Origin of the sequence: Streptomyces sp. NPDC093568 (assembly GCF_044764945.1) — a bacterium.
Lineage (GTDB): Bacteria > Actinomycetota > Actinomycetes > Streptomycetales > Streptomycetaceae > Streptomyces.
In genome coordinates this window covers 813,756-830,692 of sequence record NZ_JBIWJD010000001.1, presented here as the reverse complement: position 1 = coordinate 830,692, position 16,937 = coordinate 813,756, and the positions used below count along the sequence as shown (strand labels likewise).

Here is a 16,937-nt window from a genome sequence, read left to right as displayed (position 1 = left end):
GTCGCGGGTGCTGACGGTCCGTCCGTGCAGAGCGCGCAAGAGACAAGGAGGAGGTGCCGACGACGGCTGAACGTACTGAACGCGGGGGGTGTCGCATGAGCGACTCCTCACAGCTCAGGCACGTCGTGACGGACGCGTCGAGTGATGGAATCGCTCCCACTGTGTCCACGAAGCTAGCGCCAAGTGCCGGTTAAGGACAGGGGAGTTGCTGACTTTTGCTCAACTGAGCGCGTCGAATCTTTTCGACTCTTCAAGCACCTTGACCCCTCGCACCCCCGTCTCCACTATGGGAGCGCTCCCACTGGTTCAGGCCTTGACTTCTCCGAGCCGCAAGGAGGAACCAGCACGTGCATCCCCCACGCAGACGCAGAGCCACAGGACGGTTGTGGACGACCGTCGTCGCGGCCCTGGCGCTTCCCCTGACGATGCTCAGCACCGGGTCGACTCCGGCCCGAGCGGCGGCAGTCCAGTGCGGTGTCGACTACCGGACCAATGACTGGGGCTCCGGCTTCACCGCGGAACTGACCCTCACCAACCGGGGCACGGACGTCATCGACGGCTGGACGCTGACGTACGCCTACGCGGGCAACCAGAAGCTCGGCAACGGCTGGAACGGCACCTGGTCCCAGTCCGGCCAGTCGGTCACCGTGAAGGACGCCGGCTACAACGGGCGCATCGCCGCCGGTGCCGCCGTCACGACCGGCGCGCAGTTCACGTACAGCGGCAGCAACGCGGCGCCCGCCGACTTCGCGATCAACGGCACGAGTTGCACCGGCGCCCACCAGCCCCCGATCACCGTGCTGACCAGCCCGGCCGCGGGTGCCGTCTACACGCAGGGCGACGCCGTCCCGCTCGCGGCCACGGCCGCCGCCGCGGACGGCGCGACCATCGGCAAGGTCGAGTTCTACGACGACACGACCCTGCTGGGCACGGACACGACGGCGCCGTACTCGCTCTCGGTCTCAAGCTTGACCGTGGGCAGTCATTCCCTGCTCGCCAAGGCGTACGACAGCCTGGGCGCGTCCGGGGAGTCCACGCCGGTCGGCATCACGGTCGCCTCCGGTCCCGCCGTGGTGGCCACACCGGCCCAACTTCCCGTCCAGCAGGGCAAGTCGGCGACGTACGACGTGAAGCTGTCGACCCGGCCGACGGCCACCGTCACCGTCACGACTGCCCGCACCAGCGGCAACTCGGGGCTGTCGGTGACCGGCGGGGCCTCGCTCACCTTCACGCCCTCGAACTGGAACACCGCGCAGAAGGTGACCATCGGCGCCGCCGCCTCCGGCACCGGTTCGGCGACCTTCGAGTCGACGGCCACCGGGCACGCCAAGGCGTCGGTGACGGCGACCCAGATCGCGGCGACGAAGGCGTACGACGCCCGCTTCCTGGAGCTCTACGGCAAGATCACCAACCCGGCCAACGGCTATTTCTCACCCGAGGGCATCCCCTACCACTCGGTCGAGACGCTGATCGTCGAGGCGCCGGACCACGGTCATGAGACCACGTCGGAGGCCTACAGCTACCTTCTCTGGCTGCAGGCGATGTACGGCAAGGTGACCGGCGACTGGTCCAAGTTCAACGGGGCCTGGGAGATCATGGAGAAGTACATGATCCCGACCCGCGCCGACCAGCCGACCAACTCCTTCTACAACGCCTCCAAGCCGGCGACGTACGCACCCGAGCTGGACACCCCGAACGAGTACCCGGCGAAGCTCGACGGGTCGGTCCCGGTCGGCTCGGACCCGATCGCGGGCGAGCTGAAGAGCGCGTACGGCACGGACGACATCTACGGCATGCACTGGCTGCAGGACGTCGACAACGTCTACGGATACGGCAACTCGCCGGGCAAGTGCGAGGCGGGGCCGGGCGACACCGGGCCGTCGTACATCAACACCTTCCAGCGCGGCGCGCAGGAGTCGGTGTGGGAGACGGTGCCGCAGCCGACCTGCGACCAGTTCAAGTACGGCGGCAGGAACGGGTACCTGGACCTGTTCACCGGTGACGCCTCCTATGCCAAGCAGTGGAAGTTCACCAACGCCCCGGACGCCGACGCGCGTGCGGTGCAGGCCGCGTACTGGGCCGACAAGTGGGCCGACGCGCAGGGCAAGGGCGGCGACGTCTCCGCGACCGTGGCGAAGGCCGCGAAGATGGGCGACTACCTGCGCTACGCGATGTACGACAAGTACTTCAAGAAGATCGGCAACTGTGTCGGGCCCTCGTCCTGCCCGGCGGGCACCGGCAAGGACGCCTCGTTCTACCTGCTGTCCTGGTACTACGCGTGGGGCGGTGCCACCGACACCTCCGCGGGCTGGTCCTGGCGCATCGGCTCCAGCCACGCGCACGGCGGCTACCAGAACCCGATGGCCGCGTATGCGCTCAGCGCGTATGCCGACCTCAAGCCCAAGTCGGCGACAGGGCAGGCGGACTGGGCCAAGTCCCTTGAGCGGCAGGTCGAGTTCTACCGCTGGCTGCAGTCCAGCGAGGGCGCGATCGCGGGCGGGGCGACGAACAGCTGGGCGGGCCGGTACGCGACGCCGCCCACCGGCAAGTCGACCTTCTACGGCATGTACTACGACCAGCAGCCCGTCTACCACGACCCGCCGTCCAACCAGTGGTTCGGCTTCCAGGCGTGGTCGATGGAGCGGGTCGCCGAGTACTACCAGCAGACGGGGAACGCGGCCGCGAAGGCCGTGCTCGACAAGTGGGTCGACTGGGCGCTGTCCGAGACGACCGTCAATCCGGACGGCACGTACCGGATCCCCTCGACGCTCCAGTGGTCGGGGCAGCCCGACACCTGGAACCCGTCAAGTCCGGGCGCGAACAACGGACTTCACGTCACCGTCGCCGACTACACCAACGACGTCGGGGTGGCGGCCGCGTACGCCAAGACCCTGACGTACTACGGCGACCGCTCCGGTGACACACAGGCGGCGACCACGGCCAAGGCGCTTCTCGACGGCATGTGGGACAACCACCAGGACGCCCTGGGCATCGCCGTCCCGGAGAGCCGGGCCGACTACAACCGCTTCGACGACGCGGTCCACGTACCGAGCGGCTGGACCGGCACCATGCCGAACGGCGACGCGATCAACGCGTCGTCGACCTTCGACTCGATCCGTTCGTTCTACGAGGACGACCCGGCCTGGTCGAAGATCGAGGCGTATCTCGCGGGCGGTGCGGTGCCGTCGTTCACGTATCACCGGTTCTGGGCCCAGGCGGACATCGCCCTGGCCATGGGTTCGTACGCGGAGCTTCTCGAATAGCCCCGCGCCCCTGACCGGGCGCCTCCGGGCACGGCGTTTCCACCCGCCGGGCGACCCCCTCCCGCACAGGGGGTCGCCCGGCAACTCTCGGACCACACAGAAAGCGCTTATCTCCCCCACCTCTCTGTGGCGGCCCGCGCGGTGCCGGAGCCGTTCAGGGCGGTGAGCGAGGCGGCCGTCAGGGCCGCCGTGACGAGGGCCGCGGAAAGGGCGGCCCGGTGTCCGCGGTGCTCGCGCGGGTGCCGCACGGGGCGTACCTCCTCGGGAGGGCGGACGGGTTCCGCTCCCTCAGTCGCCGCCGTCCGCGCCCGAGTTGCCGTATCTCCCGGCCAGTTCGGCCACGGTCCGGGCGATCTTCGCGCGCAGCTCCGGCGGCTCGAGGACCTCGACGCCGGTGCCCATGCGGAGGAACTCGGCGTGGGCGTGGTCGACGGACTCGATGGGGACGGTGACCCTGGTCCAGCCGTCCTGTTCCCCGCGGTGGCCGGTCCCGCGGTCGAGGGTCACTCCGGGAGCCAGCCGGACCACGGCCCGGCCGCTGCGCAGGCGGTCGCCGAAGTCGCTCTGGTACGCCGCCCAGTACGCGGCCAGGTCGAAGTCGTCGGGCCGGTCGAACTCCTCCTCGGTGGCGGCGAGTCGGAGGATCTGGTCGACCCGGTAGGTGCGGGGCCCCGGTCCGGCGACGACGTACCAGCGGCCCGCCTTGAGGACGAGTCCGTACGGCTCCAGGCGGCGCTCCACGTCGGTGGGCTCGCGCCAGCGGCGGTACAGGACGTGCAGGACACGGCAGTTCCAGACGGCGTCGGCCACCGCCGGGAGGTACGGCGTCTCGTCGGCGGCGGCGTACCAGCGGGGCGCGTCGAGATGGAAGCGGCCGCTGATCCGGTCGGCGTGGCCGCGCAGCTCCGCCGGCAGGGCGGCGCGGACCTTGAGCTGGGCGGCGGCCAGGACGGAGCCGAGGCCCAGCTGGGCGGCGGGGCCGGGGGCGCCGGCGAGGAAGAGGGCCTCGGCCTCGTCCGGGGTGAGGCCGGTGAGCCGGGTGCGGTAGCCGTCGAGCAGGCGGTAGCCGCCGGCGTGGCCCGCGTCGCCGTACACCGGGACGCCCGCCGCGCTCAGCGCCTCGATGTCCCGGTACACCGTGCGGACCGACACCTCCAGCTCCTCGGCGAGCTGGGCGGCCGTCATCCGGCCGCGGGTCTGCAGCAGCAGGAGGACGGAGACGAGACGGCTGGACTTCACTGACACAGGATGTCAGTGAAGCGGTCATAGCGTCGCGTCATGGCCCTCACGGAGAAACCGGCCTTCGCCGAGAAACTGCTGACCGTACCCCCGCCGATCGAGGTGGCAGGGCGGTGGATCAAGCGCTACCACGTCACGACCGACCCCGCGGGCATCGCCCCCGAGGTGGAAAAGGCGGCGTACGAGATCCTGCCGGAGCTGCTGCCGGAGCCGGACGGCACGCCCCCGGCCACGTTCGTCGTGCTGCACCGGGGCGGGGACGACGGCGCCTATCTGAACGCCTACAGCTGGGTGTGGGACAACGTCCTGCACTACAGGTTCGCGTCGGCGGGCCAGCCGGCGCTGGGCTGCCCGGACCGCGACCCCACGCACTTCATCACCCCCGACCTGCCGTGGATCGGCTGCGTCTGGGAACTCCCGCCGATCCTGCACGAACGGGACGCCTGGGTGCGGCACCTGCTCGCACCGGGCGTCCCGGACCTGTCGGCCTATTTGGCCGATTCCCTGCCCGAAGGAACCACCGGAGACCGCACATGAGCAGCGCGCACGACTTCGACTTCTTCCACGGCGAGTGGGACGTCCGCAACCGCCGTCGCACCGACGCCCTCGACCCCGACAGTGCCTGGGAGGAGTTCCCGGGGACCAGCCGCTGCCTGCCGCTGTTCGACGGGGCCGCGAACCTCGACGAGATCGACATGCCGCGGCTGTCGGCGAAGGGGGCGACGCTGCGGCTCTTCGACCGGGCGACCGAGCGGTGGTCGCTGTACTGGGCCTCCAGCGTCACCGGGACGCTGTTCCCGCCGGTCACCGGCCGGTTCGAGGGCGGACGCGGGGAGTTCCACGGCGACGACACCTACGACGGGAAGGACGTCCGGGTGCGGTTCGTGTGGTCGGGCGTCTCGCGGACGTCGGCCCGCTGGGAGCAGGCGTTCTCCGTCGACGACGGTGAGACCTGGCTGACCAACTGGACGATGGACTTCACTCGGCCTTCCGGAACGCACGGAGAGTGAACACCGGGTCGGCCCGGGGACGGTCCTGGTCCGGCAGCTGTGCGAGGCGGGCGGCGAATCCGTCGGCGAGCGCCCCGCCGGGCGGCAGGGTGACGAACCAGCCCCGGCGCAGGTCGGCGATCGTGCGGCGGGGGCTGCGGCCCTGGCCGTGCCCGGTGAAGCCGGCGCCGCCCGCGGGGAGCAGGCCGTGGTCGCGGGCGTAGGTCTCGACCACGGCCGCCGCGTCCCGGGCCGAGCGGCGTGGGCGGGAGGCCATCACGGCATCGATGTCACTGCCCACGTTGTGGGCGGCGGCCTTGTCGACCGTGGTGACGTAGACCCCGCCGGGCCGCAGCACCCGGGCGCACTCGCCGACGATGGTCCGCACGTCCTCGGCGGTCGGTGCGAGGTGCAGCAGCCACACGCTGGTGACGGCGTCGAACCGGCCGGCCCGGAACGGCAGCCGCCGGCAGTCGGCGAGCACGACGGTGCCGGGCATCCGGGCGGCGGCCTGGCGGGCCATCGCGGGCGCGAGATCGACGCCGGTCACGGACAGTCCCGGGCGGCCGGCGGCCAGGCGCCGTGTGACGATGCCGGTGCCGCAGGCGACGTCGAGCAGGCGCCGTGTCCCCTCGGGCAGGAGTCCCAGCACGGCCTGGGCCGCGGCCGCCGCCCGGGGTTCGCCGCCACGCGAGGCGTCGTATCGCTCGGCTTCCTTGTCGTAGTCCAGCACTCGCGTCACTGTGCCCCGTGGCCGGGGGCGAGGTCCTCGATCCGGCGGGCGAGGGCGAAGTCGCGTTTCGTCACGGCGCCCACGGTGTGCGTGTTCACGGTGAGTGACACCGTGTTGTAGCCCAGGGTGAGGTCGGAGTGGTGGTCGAGCTCCTCCTGGACCTGCGCGATGTGCACGACCATCGCCGTGGCCGCGAAGTGCGAGGGGAGCCGGTAGGAGCGGGCGATCCGGTCGCCGTCCAGCGACCAGCCGGGCAGCTCCGCGAGCCGGTCCTCGATCTCCTTCTGCGACAGCGGTTCGAGGGGCATGGCATCGCTCCTTCCTGAACGGTCGGGTTCGTCTTCAGCGTGCCACAGCCGGGGCAGGGCGGCCCTGGTCAGAAGGGTTCCCGGGGACCGGCGCCGGACACTTCAGGCTGCCGTACCGTCCACGAGCCGGCAGCCGGGCAGCGCTCCGCGGCGATGGGGGCCGTCGCTGACCACCCGCTCCCCGGCAACGGCGTCGTCGCTGACCACCCGCTCCCCGGCGACGATGTCGTCGCTGACCACCCGCCCCCCCGGCGACGATGTCGTCGCTGACCACCCGCCCCCCGGCGACGATGTCGTCGCTAACCACCCGCCCCCCCGGCGACGATGTCGTCGCTAACCACCCGCCCCCCGGCGACGATGTCGTCGCTAACCACCCGCCCCCCGGCGACGATGTCGTCGCTGACCACCCGCCCCCCGGCGACGATGTCGTCGCTAACCACCCGCCCCCCGGCGACGATGTCGTCGCTGACCACCCGCTCCTCGACTACGGTCGTACACATGAGCATCGTCCCGTCCGGCAGCGCCGCCACCGCCACCGCACCCTCCGGCCAGGGCGTCGGCCCGCTGCTGCGGGCCTGGCGGGAGCAACGGCGGGTCAGCCAGCTGGAGTTGGCGCTGCGGGCCGACTCCTCGGCGCGGCACATCAGCTTCATCGAGACGGGCCGCTCCCGGCCGAGCGAGGAGATGGTGCTGCGGCTGGCGGAGCACCTGGAGGTGCCGGTGCGCGAGCGCAACGCGCTGCTGCTGGCCGCCGGCTACGCCCCGCACTATCCGGAGACCCCGCTGGACGACCCGGCGCTGGACGCGCTGCGCGCCGGCATGGAGCAGCTGATCCAGGGCTACGAGCCGTACCCGGCGCTCGTGGTGGACGCCATGTACAACGTGCAGGCGGCCAACCGGGGCATCCTGATGATCCTCGACGGCGTCCCCGAGCACCTCCTCGAACCCCCGCTGAACGCGATGCGCCTGACCCTGCACCCGGAGGGCCTCGCGCCGCGCATCCGCAACCTGCGCGAGTGGCGCGGCCATCTCCTCGCGCAGATGCGGCGACAGATCGCCCTGCACCGCTCCGAGCCGCTGCGCGCACTGTACGAGGAGGTCGCCGCCTACCCGGTGCCGGAGGAGACGCCCGGCGCCGAACCGGCCGAGCCTGTCCCGTACTTCGCGCTGCCGATGCAGATCGAGTACGAGGGACGGGTGCTGTCCTTCATCTCCTCCATCTCCACCTTCAACACGCCCATGGACGTGACCGTCGCCGAGCTGGCCATCGAGACGCTGCTCCCGGCCGACCCGGCGACGGTCAAGTACCTTCAGTCGCTGCTGCCCTGACGGGCTTTCAGGGCAAGGTGCTGGAGGATCGCGAACCCCCCGACCACGAGCGCCTGCAGGACCGTCCACACGGCACCCGCGGCGGTCGGCGACAGCCACACCGCGAGGGCGAGAAGGCTCAGCGCGGCCCAGGCGAGGTTGGTCTCGATCACGGCACGCACCGGGAACCCGGCCGGGCGGGCGCGTGAGGCGAGCAGGCCGACGGCGGCGGCGTACGCCGTGAGGATCCCGCCGAGGGCGAGGAGCAGCGTGGAGTCGACGCCGAGGAGCCGCCCGAGCGGTCCGGACGCCACGAGATAGGCGAGCCCGTTCGCCCCGGTCACGACCGAGTCCAGGGCCAGGAAACGGCGCAGTACGGCCTGCGGGTCGGAGGTCCGGGCGAGCGCGGCGATCGAGGTGGCGGACATGGTGAATCACCCTCCGTCGGGGTCGGGTTGGCAGACGAGGAGACCCGGATTCCGGACCGGAGTGCGCCGCCCCGGAATCCGGTGACTCAAAGGTCTCGCGGAGCAGCGGACGGGTCGATTACCCGCGGGGTAATGACAACCCCTCGGGGGCGCGGGGAACCGCGCGACCGGCCCCACCGTGCCGCGGACCGCACACCGCCCCAGGCCCCATGGGAAACCGGAACATGGCACACCGCCCCAGGCCCCATGGGAAACCGGAACATGGCACACTGCACGACGTACTTTCGGCGCGTAGGGGAGGCGTGGCGTGAGTGAGCGGCGACCCGCCCCCACCGTCGGCCAGGTGGTGCTCGGCAAACGCTTGCAGGAGCTGCGGGAGAGGGCCGGCCTGAGCCGGGACGAGGCCGCGCGGGTGCTGCGCGTGGCCCCGGCGACGATACGCCGGATGGAGACGGCCGAGGTTGCGCTGAAGATCCCGTACGTGCAGGTGCTCCTGGAGACGTACGGCGTCCCGGAGGCGGAGGCGGCCGCGTTCGTCTCGCTGACCGAGGAGGCCAACCGGCCGGGCTGGTGGCAGCGGTTCCACGACGTGCTGCCGGAGTGGTTCAGCCTGTACGTGAGCCTGGAGGGCGCCGCCCGGATCGTCCGGTCCTACGAGCCGCACTTCGTGCCGGGCCTGCTGCAGACCGAGGAGTACGCCCGTGCCGTCATGCGGGCCGGGACGATCGGGCAGACCGGGCCGGAGACGATCGAGCGGCATGTGTCCCTGCGCATGGAGCGGCAGCGGCTGCTGGAGCGCCCGGATCCACCCCATCTGTGGGTGATCATGGACGAGACGGTGCTGCGGCGCCCGGTCGGCGGTGGCGGCGAGGTGATGCGCGACCAGGTGGACAAGCTGCTGGAACTCGCCGAGCGCGACCGTGTCACGCTCCAGATCGCGGAGTTCGCCACCGGCCCGCACCCGGGAACGTACGCGCCCTTCACCCTGTTCCGCTTCGCCGAGCAGGAGCTGCCCGACCTGGTCTACACCGAGTACCTCAGCGGCGCCCTGTATCTCGACTCCCGCAAGGAGGTCGCCGCACACCTGGAGGTCCTGGACCACATGTCGACGGCCGCCGCGTCGGCGGAGCGCACGAAGACGATCCTGCGGGAGTACCGCGAGACCTGTTGAGGCACCACCGGCAGAGCACCACGAAGGCGACCCAGCCCGCGAGGAGACGACACCCCATGACCGGATCCGAGTCCGTGCCCGCCCGCGTCGACACCAGCCGGCCGCATCCGGCCCGCGTCTACGACTGGTGGCTGGGCGGCAAGGACAACTACCCGGTGGACGAGGAACTGGCCCGCAGGATCCTCGCCGTGGACGGCACGGTGCTGCGCGGGGCGCGCGCCAACCGCCGGTTCATGCAGCGGGCCGTGCGCACGGTCGCCGAGGCCGGGATCCGCCAGTTCCTGGACATCGGCACGGGCATCCCCACCGAGCCCAATCTGCACCAGGTCGCGCAGGGGGTCGCCCCGGAGTCCCGGGTGGTGTACGCGGACAACGACCCGATCGTGCTGCGGCACGCGGAGGCGCTGCTGCAGGGTTCCGCCGCGGGCAGCACCGACTACGTGCACGCCGACGTCCGGGACGTCGAAGCGCTGCTGGGCCGGGCCGGCGAGTCCCTGGACTTCGCCGAGCCGGTCGCGCTGTCGCTGGTGGCACTGACCCACTACCTGGGTGACGACCCCGCCGGCGACGACGTGTACGGGCTGCTGAAGAGGTACGTCGACGCGCTCGCCCCGGGCAGTCACCTGATCCTGTCCCAGGTCACCCCGGACCTCAGCCCGGAGGCCGTCGAGAAGGCGGCGGACCACTTCCGGCGCAGCGGCACGCCCTTCCACCCCCGCTCGCTGGCCCGGTTCTCCCGCTTCTTCGACGGCCTGGAGCTGCTCGGCCCCGGCGTCATCCCGGTCTCCGGCTGGCGCCCGGATCCGCAGGACGTGGCGCTGCAGGCGGAGGGCATCGTGCCGGTGTACGCGGGGGTGGCCCGCAAGGTCTGACCCGTACGGGTGCCGGGGAGGCCCGGCCCGACCCGTACGGGTGCGGTGAACAGGTGCGCTCGCGGGCCCCGCCCTAGGTTCGTGGTCAGGGCAAGCAAGGGAGCGCCTGTGACCGACACCCGGATACCGCCCACCACGCCCGCCGAGCCGGGCGCGGCGCTGCTGCGGGCCGGCAGGTACTTCCGGCCCGGCACGCCCGCGTCCGATCTGCACAGCATCGCGCTGACCGGCGGGCGGGAGGCGGACGCCTTCTACCGGGACCGGTGGAGCCACGACAAGGTCGTGAACTCCCCCCACGGCGTGAACTGCACCGGCTCCTGCCGCTGGAAGGTGTACGTCAAGGACGGCATCATCACCTGGGAGACCCAGCAGACCGACTATCCGAGCGTCGGCCCCGACCGCCCCGAGTACGAGCCCCGCGGCTGTCCCCGGGGCGCCGCCTTCTCCTGGTACACCTACTCCCCCACCCGGGTGCGCTACCCGTACGTCAGGGGCGTCCTGCTGGAGATGTACCGGGAGGCGAAAGGGCGCCTGCGCGATCCGGTGCTGGCCTGGGCCGACGTCCAGAACGACCCCGGGCGCCGCCGCCGCTACCAGCGGGCGCGCGGCAAGGGCGGCCTGGTGCGGGCGAGTTGGGACGAGGCGATCGAGATCGTCGCCGCCGCCCACGTCCACACCATCAAGACCTACGGCCCCGACCGCATCGCCGGCTTCTCCCCCATCCCCGCGATGTCGATGGTGTCGCACGCGGCGGGCGCCCGCTTCCACTCCCTGATCGGCGCCCCGATGCTGTCGTTCTACGACTGGTACGCCGATCTGCCGGTCGCCTCCCCGCAGGTCTTCGGCGACCAGAGCGACGTACCGGAGTCGGGCGACTGGTGGGACGCCGCGTATCTGATCATGTGGGGCTCGAACGTGCCGGTGACCCGCACGCCGGACGCGCACTGGATGGCGGAGGCCCGCTACCGGGGCCAGAAGGTCGTGGTCGTCGCCCCCGACTACGCCGACAACGCCGACCACGCCAGGTTCGCCGACGAGTGGCTGCACCCGCACCCCGGTACGGACGGCGCGCTGGCCCTCGCGATGGGGCACGTCGTGCTCAAGGAGTTCTTCGTCGACCGCGAGACGCCGTTCTTCGCGGACTACGTACGGCAGTTCACCGACCTGCCCTTCCTGGTCACCCTTGAGGAGCGGGGCGGCAGCCACGTGCCCGGGAAGTTCCTGCGCGCCTCGGACCTCGGGCAGGAGGGCGAGGACGCCCGGTGGAAGACGGTCGTGCTGGACGACGTGTCCGGTCGCGCGGTCGCCCCGAACGGCTCGCTGGGCTTTCGCTGGACCGAGTCGGGCAAGGGGCGCTGGAACCTGGAACTGGACGGCATACGCCCGACGTTGAGCCTGTACGGCAGCAAGGTCGCCGCCGGCGTCGAGGTGCTCCTGCCCCGCTTCGACACCGAGGGCGGCGCGCACGGACAGGGGCGCGGGGACGTCGTACGGCGGGGTGTCCCGGCAACGCGGCTCGGCGGCGCGCACGGGCCGCTGGTGACGACGGTCTTCGACCTGCTGCTCGCGCAGTACGGGGTCGGGCGGCGCGGGCTGCCCGGCCGCTGGCCCGCGTCGTACGACGACGCCGACGCGCCCGGCACCCCGGCCTGGCAGGAGGCGCACACCTCCGTACCCGCGGCCAAGTGCGTACGGATCGCGCGGGAGTTCGCGCGGACCGCGGAGCGGTCGAAGGGCCGCTGCATGATCCTCATGGGCGCCGGCACCAACCACTGGTTCCACTCCGAGACGATCTACCGCTCCTTCCTCGCCCTGCTCCAGCTCACCGGCTGCCAGGGCCGCAACGGCGGCGGCTGGGCGCACTACGTTGGCCAGGAGAAATGCCGTCCGGTCACGGGCTGGGCGACGCTCGCGTCCGCGTCGGACTGGTCACGGCCGCCGCGCCAGATGATCGGCACGGCGTACTGGTTCCTGAACACCGACCAGTGGCGCTACGACCGGTTCACGGCCGACGTGCTCGCCTCGCCGCTGGGTACCGGGCGGTTCCGGGGGATGACGGGCGCGGACTGCCTGGCGCTGTCGGCGCGTGCGGGGTGGATGCCGTCATATCCCACCTTCGACCGCAATCCGCTGGACCTGGGCGACACGTTCGGCGATCCGGTCTCGCGGGTGGTGGCCGAACTGCGCGCGGGCACCCTCAAGTTCGCCTGCGAGGACCCGGACGCGCCGGAGAACTGGCCGCGGATCCTGACGCTGTGGCGGGCCAACCTGCTCGGCTCGTCGGCGAAGGGCGCCGAGTACTTCACCCGGCATTTGCTCGGCACGGACTCGTCTTTGCAGGCCGAGGAGGCCCCGGCGGACGCACGCCCGCGCGAGGTGACCTGGCGCGACGAGGCGCCCGAGGGCAAGCTCGACCTGCTGCTGTCGCTGGACTTCCGGCAGACGTCGTCCACGCTCCTCTCGGACGTCGTGCTGCCCGCCGCGACCTCGTACGAGAAGCACGACCTGTCCAGCACGGACATGCACCCCTTCGTGCACTCCCTCACCCCGGCCGTGGATCCGCCGTGGCAGGCGCGCACCGACTTCGACGCGTTCAAGGCGCTGGCCGAGCGGCTCAGCGAGCTCGCCGTGAACCATCTCGGCGTGCGCAAGGACCTGGTGGCCTCCCCGCTCCAGCACGACACCCCGGGCGAGATGGCCCAGCCGGGCGGCGTCGTCCTGGACTGGCGGCGCGGGGAGTGCGATCCCGTGCCCGGGAGGACCATGCCGAACCTGACCGTCGTGGAGCGGGACTACACGGCGATCGGCGCCAGGTTCGCCTCGCTCGGCCCGCTGGTGGAGCAACTCGGGCTGCCCGCCAAGGGCATCACGCTCCGGCCGGACGAGGAGGTCGAGGACCTGCGGCAGCTGAACGGCGTGACGCCCGACGGGCGCCCGTTGCTCGATACGGCCGTGAAGGCGGCGAACACCGTCCTCGCCCTGTCCGGCACGACCAACGGCCGTCTCGCCACCCAGGGCTTTCGCACCCTCGAGGCGCGGACCGGGCAGGAGATGGCGCACCTCGCGGCCGAGCACGAGGGCAGGCGGACCACGTACGCGGACACCCAGGCCGCGCCCGTGCCGGTGATCACCTCGCCGGAGTGGTCGGGCAGCGAGTCGGGCGGGCGCCGCTACACCGCCTTCACGCTCAACACCGAGCACCTCAAGCCCTGGCACACCCTCACCGGCCGCCAGCATTTCTTCCTCGACCACGACTGGATCCACGAACTCGGCGAGGCGCTCCCGGTGTACCGGCCGCCGCTGGACATGAACAAGCTGTTCGGCGAACCGCGGCTCGGCCCGGACGGGCAGCGGGAGGTGACGGTCCGTTACCTCACCCCGCACGACAAGTGGTCGATCCACTCCGAGTACCCGGACAACCTGTTCATGCTGGCCCTCTCCCGGGGCGGGCAGAACATCTGGATGTCCCCGCAGGACGCGGACGCCATCGGCGTCGTCGACAACGACTGGATCGAGGCGGCCAACCGCAACGGCGTGGTCGTCGCGCGGGCCGTGGTCTCGCACCGAATACCGCACGGCACGGTCTACATGCACCACGCGCAGGAGCGCACGGTCGCCGTCCCGAAGACGCAGGCCACCGGCAGGCGCGGTGGCATCCACAACTCGCTGACCCGGCTGCTCCTCAAACCGTCCCATCTCGTCGGCGGCTACGCCCAGCTCTCCTGGGCGTTCAACTACCTGGGCCCGACGGGCAACCAGCGTGACGAGGTGACGGTGATCCGCCGCCGCAGCCAGGAGGTCGAGTACTGATGCGTCCGATGGCCCAGATCGCCATGGTGATGAACCTCGACAAGTGCATCGGCTGTCACACCTGCTCGGTCACCTGCAAGCAGGCGTGGACCAACCGCCGCGGCATGGAGTACGTCTGGTTCAACAACGTCGAGACCCGCCCCGGCCAGGGCTATCCGCGCCGCTACGAGGACCAGGAGCGCTGGCGCGGCGGCTGGGAGCTGAACCGGCGCGGCGCGCTGAAGCTGAAGGCGGGCGGCCGTTTCCGCAAGCTCGCCGGGATCTTCTCCAACCCCGAACTCCCGGAGCTCAAGGACTACTACGAGCCCTGGACGTACGACTACAAGAACCTCACCGACGCCCCGCTGGGCGACGACTACCCGGTGGCCCGGCCGATCTCCCAGCTCGACGGCAAGCCGATGAAGATCGAGTGGTCGGCGAACTGGGACGACAGCCTCGCGGGCGCCCCCGCTTACGGCGACTTCGACCCGATGGTCGAGCAGGCGCGCACGCAGGCCTCGGACAAGGTGCGGTTCGAGTTCGAGCAGAGCTTCATGTTCTATCTGCCGCGGATCTGCGAGCACTGCCTGAATCCGTCCTGCGTGGCGTCGTGCCCGTCGGGGGCGATGTACAAGCGGGCGGAGGACGGCATCGTCCTCGTCGACCAGGACCGGTGCCGGGGCTGGCGGATGTGCGTGACGGGATGCCCGTACAAGAAGGTGTACTTCAACCACGCCACCGGCAAGGCCGAGAAGTGCACGATGTGCTATCCGCGCGTGGAAGTCGGTCTGCCGACGGTCTGCTCGGAGACCTGTGTGGGCCGGCTGCGCTACCTCGGGGTGGTGCTGTACGACGCCGACCGGGTGACGGCCGCGGCTTCCGTACCGCGCGAACGGGACCTGTACGAGGCCCAGTTGGGCATCTTCCTCGATCCCGAGGACCGCGCGGTGCGGCAGGCCTGCGAGCGGGCGGGGATCCCGTACGACTGGCTGGAGGCGGCCCGGCGTTCCCCCGTGCACGCGCTGATCAGCAAGTACCGCGTCGCCCTGCCGCTGCATCCGGAGTACCGGACGATGCCCATGGTCTGGTACATCCCGCCGCTCTCCCCTGTGGTGGACGTGCTCGCGGAGACCGGGCACGACGGCGAGGACGCGGGGAACCTGTTCGGCGCGATCGACAGCCTGCGCATCCCGCTGGAGTACCTGGCGCAGATGTTCACCGCCGGGGCGATCGGTCCGGTACGCGCCTCGCTGGAGAAGCTCGCCGCGATGCGCTCCCACATGCGGGCGATCAACCTCGGCGACGAGCCGGACCCCTCGGTGCCGGCCGCGGTGGGCATGGCGGCCGGGGAGATCGAGGAGATGTACCGGCTGCTGGCGATCGCCAAGTACGAGGACCGGTACGTCATTCCGACGGCGGCCGTCGCCGACGCCCGCCGCCTGGAGGAGTCGGCGCTCCCGCAGGGGTGCAGCCTGGACTACGAGGGCGGGCCCGGGATGGGCGGGGACGGGCCCGTCGGCCAGGACTCCGGCCGCAAGCTGCTGCCGCTGGTGACGGTGGAGAACTTCCATGCCCTGCGCCGGCGGCAGACTTCCGACAACACCGCCGAGGAGACCTGATGCCGTCCTTCGAGGTGCTCTACCAGGCGGCCGCGCTCTGCCTGACCTACCCCGACGACGACTTCCGCGCCCGGCTCCCGCTGCTGCGCGAAGCCGCCCCGCAGCTGCGGGAGTTCACCGACCACGCGGCGGTGACACCGGCGGAGGAACTGGCCGCGCACTACGTCGAGGTCTTCGACTTCAAGAACCGCCACAGCCTGTATCTGACCTGGTGGCTCGACGGGGACACCCGGCGGCGCGGGATGTCGCTGGTCCGCCTCAAGGAGCTCTACCGCTCCCACGGGCTGGAGTTCACCGGCGAGGAGCTGCCCGACTTCCTGCCCGCGGTCCTGGAGTTCGCGGCCCGCACCGGCGACACCGAGCTCCTGCTGGAACACCGGGACTGCCTGGAGCAGCTCCGCGCCCGCCTCACCGACTACGGCACACCGTACGCGTCCGTCCTGGACGCCGTGTGCGCCACCTTGCCGACCGAACAACCGGGGGTGCGCTCATGACCACACTGCTGTGGGGTGTCCTGCCCTACGTCACCTTCGCCCTGCTCGTCGCGGGCCTGGTCTGGCGCCAACGCTACGACCGCTTCGGCTGGACCACCCGCTCCTCCCAGGTCTACGAGTCGAGGCTGCTGAACATCGCCTCGCCCGCGTTCCACTACGGCATCCTGTTCGTGCTGGCCGGCCATCTGGTGGGGCTGTTCGTCCCCGAGTCGTGGACGAGGTCGCTCGGCGTCAGCGAGCACACGTACCACCTGTTCTCCCTCTACGGCGGTACGGCGGCCGGAGTGGTGACGGTCGCCGGGATCGTGCTGCTGCTGTACCGCCGGCGCACCGACGCACCGGTGTTCCGGGCGACCACGGCCAACGACAAGGTCATGTACGTCGTGCTGCTCGGAGCGATCGTGCTGGGTGTGGCCGCCAAGCTCACGCACGCCTCCGGTGACGGCTACGACTACCGCCGGTCGATCGCCTCTTGGGCCCGCAGCCTGTTCACCCTGGAGCCGGACGTCGACCGGATGGCCGGTGTGCCGGTGCTGTACGAGATCCACATGGTGATCGGCATGGCGCTGATCGCGCTGGTGCCGTACTCCCGGCTGGTGCACATGTTCAGCGCGCCGGTGCAGTACCTGTTCCGGCCGTACCTGGTGTACCGCAGCCGCGACCCCGAACAGCCGGGGCCGCGGCCGGAGCGGCGGGGCTGGGAGAAGACCGGGTCCTAGAGGAC

Annotated in this window: 17 protein-coding genes; 10 read left to right on the top strand and 7 right to left on the bottom strand. The window is 71.2% G+C overall.

All coding sequences use genetic code 11. The features are described from left to right. Positions 1-347 precede the first annotated feature (347 nt). On the top strand, positions 348-3,263 hold the full coding sequence (locus ACIRD7_RS03605) for a glycoside hydrolase family 48 protein (RefSeq protein ID WP_403449196.1): 2,916 nt from the start codon (positions 348-350) through the stop codon (positions 3,261-3,263). Positions 3,264-3,370: 107 nt separating this feature from the next. On the opposite strand, the gene ACIRD7_RS03600 is transcribed toward ACIRD7_RS03605, so the two are convergent. Then, the gene (locus ACIRD7_RS03600) at positions 3,371-3,511 is read right to left on the bottom strand and encodes a hypothetical protein (RefSeq protein ID WP_403449193.1); all 141 of its coding nucleotides are present in this window, start codon (positions 3,509-3,511) and stop codon (positions 3,371-3,373) included. Between the two features lie 40 nt (positions 3,512-3,551). Then, a complete protein-coding gene (locus ACIRD7_RS03595) occupies positions 3,552-4,502 on the bottom strand; it encodes a helix-turn-helix transcriptional regulator (protein ID WP_403449190.1) in 951 nt (316 codons plus the stop codon). Positions 4,503-4,541: 39 nt separating this feature from the next. Between ACIRD7_RS03595 and ACIRD7_RS03590 the strand changes: the two genes are divergently transcribed. Together ACIRD7_RS03590 and ACIRD7_RS03585 are read left to right on the top strand one after the other, a co-directional pair. Further along, entirely contained in the window at positions 4,542-5,039 is a 498-nt protein-coding gene (locus tag ACIRD7_RS03590) for a hypothetical protein (protein ID WP_403449188.1), read from the top strand. Further along, on the top strand, positions 5,036-5,512 hold the full coding sequence (locus tag ACIRD7_RS03585) for a hypothetical protein (RefSeq protein WP_403449185.1): 477 nt from the start codon (positions 5,036-5,038) through the stop codon (positions 5,510-5,512). Before ACIRD7_RS03590 ends, ACIRD7_RS03585 begins: the two co-directional genes overlap by 4 nt. On the opposite strand, the gene ACIRD7_RS03580 is transcribed toward ACIRD7_RS03585, so the two are convergent. The 4 genes from ACIRD7_RS03580 to ACIRD7_RS03565 all read right to left on the bottom strand — a co-directional run bounded on the left by ACIRD7_RS03580 (position 5,481) and on the right by ACIRD7_RS03565 (position 7,032). Beyond that, positions 5,481-6,224 (bottom strand): class I SAM-dependent methyltransferase, encoded by a 744-nt coding sequence (locus tag ACIRD7_RS03580; protein WP_403449182.1) that lies wholly within the window; start codon positions 6,222-6,224, stop codon positions 5,481-5,483. The two genes, ACIRD7_RS03585 and ACIRD7_RS03580, sit on opposite strands and share 32 nt — an antisense overlap. Before the next feature lie 5 nt (positions 6,225-6,229). Continuing rightward, positions 6,230-6,532 carry a 4a-hydroxytetrahydrobiopterin dehydratase gene (locus tag ACIRD7_RS03575; protein ID WP_380846795.1) on the bottom strand — a complete coding sequence of 101 codons (303 nt, stop codon included), beginning with the start codon at positions 6,530-6,532 and terminating at the stop codon, positions 6,230-6,232. Between the two features lie 102 nt (positions 6,533-6,634). After that, positions 6,635-6,772 (bottom strand): hypothetical protein, encoded by a 138-nt coding sequence (locus ACIRD7_RS03570; protein ID WP_403449179.1) that lies wholly within the window; start codon positions 6,770-6,772, stop codon positions 6,635-6,637. A 59-nt stretch (positions 6,773-6,831) separates the two neighbouring features. Further along, positions 6,832-7,032 carry a hypothetical protein gene (locus ACIRD7_RS03565; protein ID WP_403449176.1) on the bottom strand — a complete coding sequence of 67 codons (201 nt, stop codon included), beginning with the start codon at positions 7,030-7,032 and terminating at the stop codon, positions 6,832-6,834. Between ACIRD7_RS03565 and ACIRD7_RS03560 the strand changes: the two genes are divergently transcribed. After that, positions 7,031-7,861 carry a helix-turn-helix domain-containing protein gene (locus ACIRD7_RS03560; protein WP_403449173.1) on the top strand — a complete coding sequence of 277 codons (831 nt, stop codon included), beginning with the start codon at positions 7,031-7,033 and terminating at the stop codon, positions 7,859-7,861. The two genes, ACIRD7_RS03565 and ACIRD7_RS03560, sit on opposite strands and share 2 nt — an antisense overlap. Here the strand turns inward: ACIRD7_RS03560 and ACIRD7_RS03555 are convergent. Beyond that, positions 7,843-8,268, bottom strand: a complete 426-nt coding sequence (locus ACIRD7_RS03555; protein WP_403449170.1) for a hypothetical protein — start codon at positions 8,266-8,268, stop codon at positions 7,843-7,845. The genes ACIRD7_RS03560 and ACIRD7_RS03555 overlap by 19 nt on opposite strands. A gap of 307 nt (positions 8,269-8,575) precedes the next feature. Between ACIRD7_RS03555 and ACIRD7_RS03550 the strand changes: the two genes are divergently transcribed. The 6 genes from ACIRD7_RS03550 to narI all read left to right on the top strand — a co-directional run bounded on the left by ACIRD7_RS03550 (position 8,576) and on the right by narI (position 16,932). Beyond that, complete coding sequence (locus ACIRD7_RS03550) at positions 8,576-9,439, top strand: helix-turn-helix domain-containing protein (RefSeq protein WP_403449167.1); 864 nt, start codon at positions 8,576-8,578, stop codon at positions 9,437-9,439. A gap of 56 nt (positions 9,440-9,495) precedes the next feature. Further along, the gene (locus ACIRD7_RS03545; protein WP_403449166.1) at positions 9,496-10,311 is read left to right on the top strand and encodes an SAM-dependent methyltransferase; all 816 of its coding nucleotides are present in this window, start codon (positions 9,496-9,498) and stop codon (positions 10,309-10,311) included. Positions 10,312-10,419: 108 nt separating this feature from the next. Continuing rightward, complete coding sequence (locus tag ACIRD7_RS03540; RefSeq protein WP_403449163.1) at positions 10,420-14,121, top strand: nitrate reductase subunit alpha; 3,702 nt, start codon at positions 10,420-10,422, stop codon at positions 14,119-14,121. Continuing rightward, the gene (gene narH, locus ACIRD7_RS03535; RefSeq protein WP_403449160.1) at positions 14,121-15,719 is read left to right on the top strand and encodes a nitrate reductase subunit beta; all 1,599 of its coding nucleotides are present in this window, start codon (positions 14,121-14,123) and stop codon (positions 15,717-15,719) included. The genes ACIRD7_RS03540 and narH overlap by 1 nt, the downstream gene beginning before the upstream one ends. Further along, positions 15,719-16,213 (top strand): nitrate reductase molybdenum cofactor assembly chaperone, encoded by a 495-nt coding sequence (gene narJ / locus ACIRD7_RS03530; protein ID WP_403449157.1) that lies wholly within the window; start codon positions 15,719-15,721, stop codon positions 16,211-16,213. The genes narH and narJ overlap by 1 nt, the downstream gene beginning before the upstream one ends. Further along, entirely contained in the window at positions 16,210-16,932 is a 723-nt protein-coding gene (gene narI, locus ACIRD7_RS03525) for a respiratory nitrate reductase subunit gamma (RefSeq protein ID WP_403449154.1), read from the top strand. The genes narJ and narI overlap by 4 nt, the downstream gene beginning before the upstream one ends. The last annotated feature ends 5 nt before the right edge of the window (positions 16,933-16,937 follow it).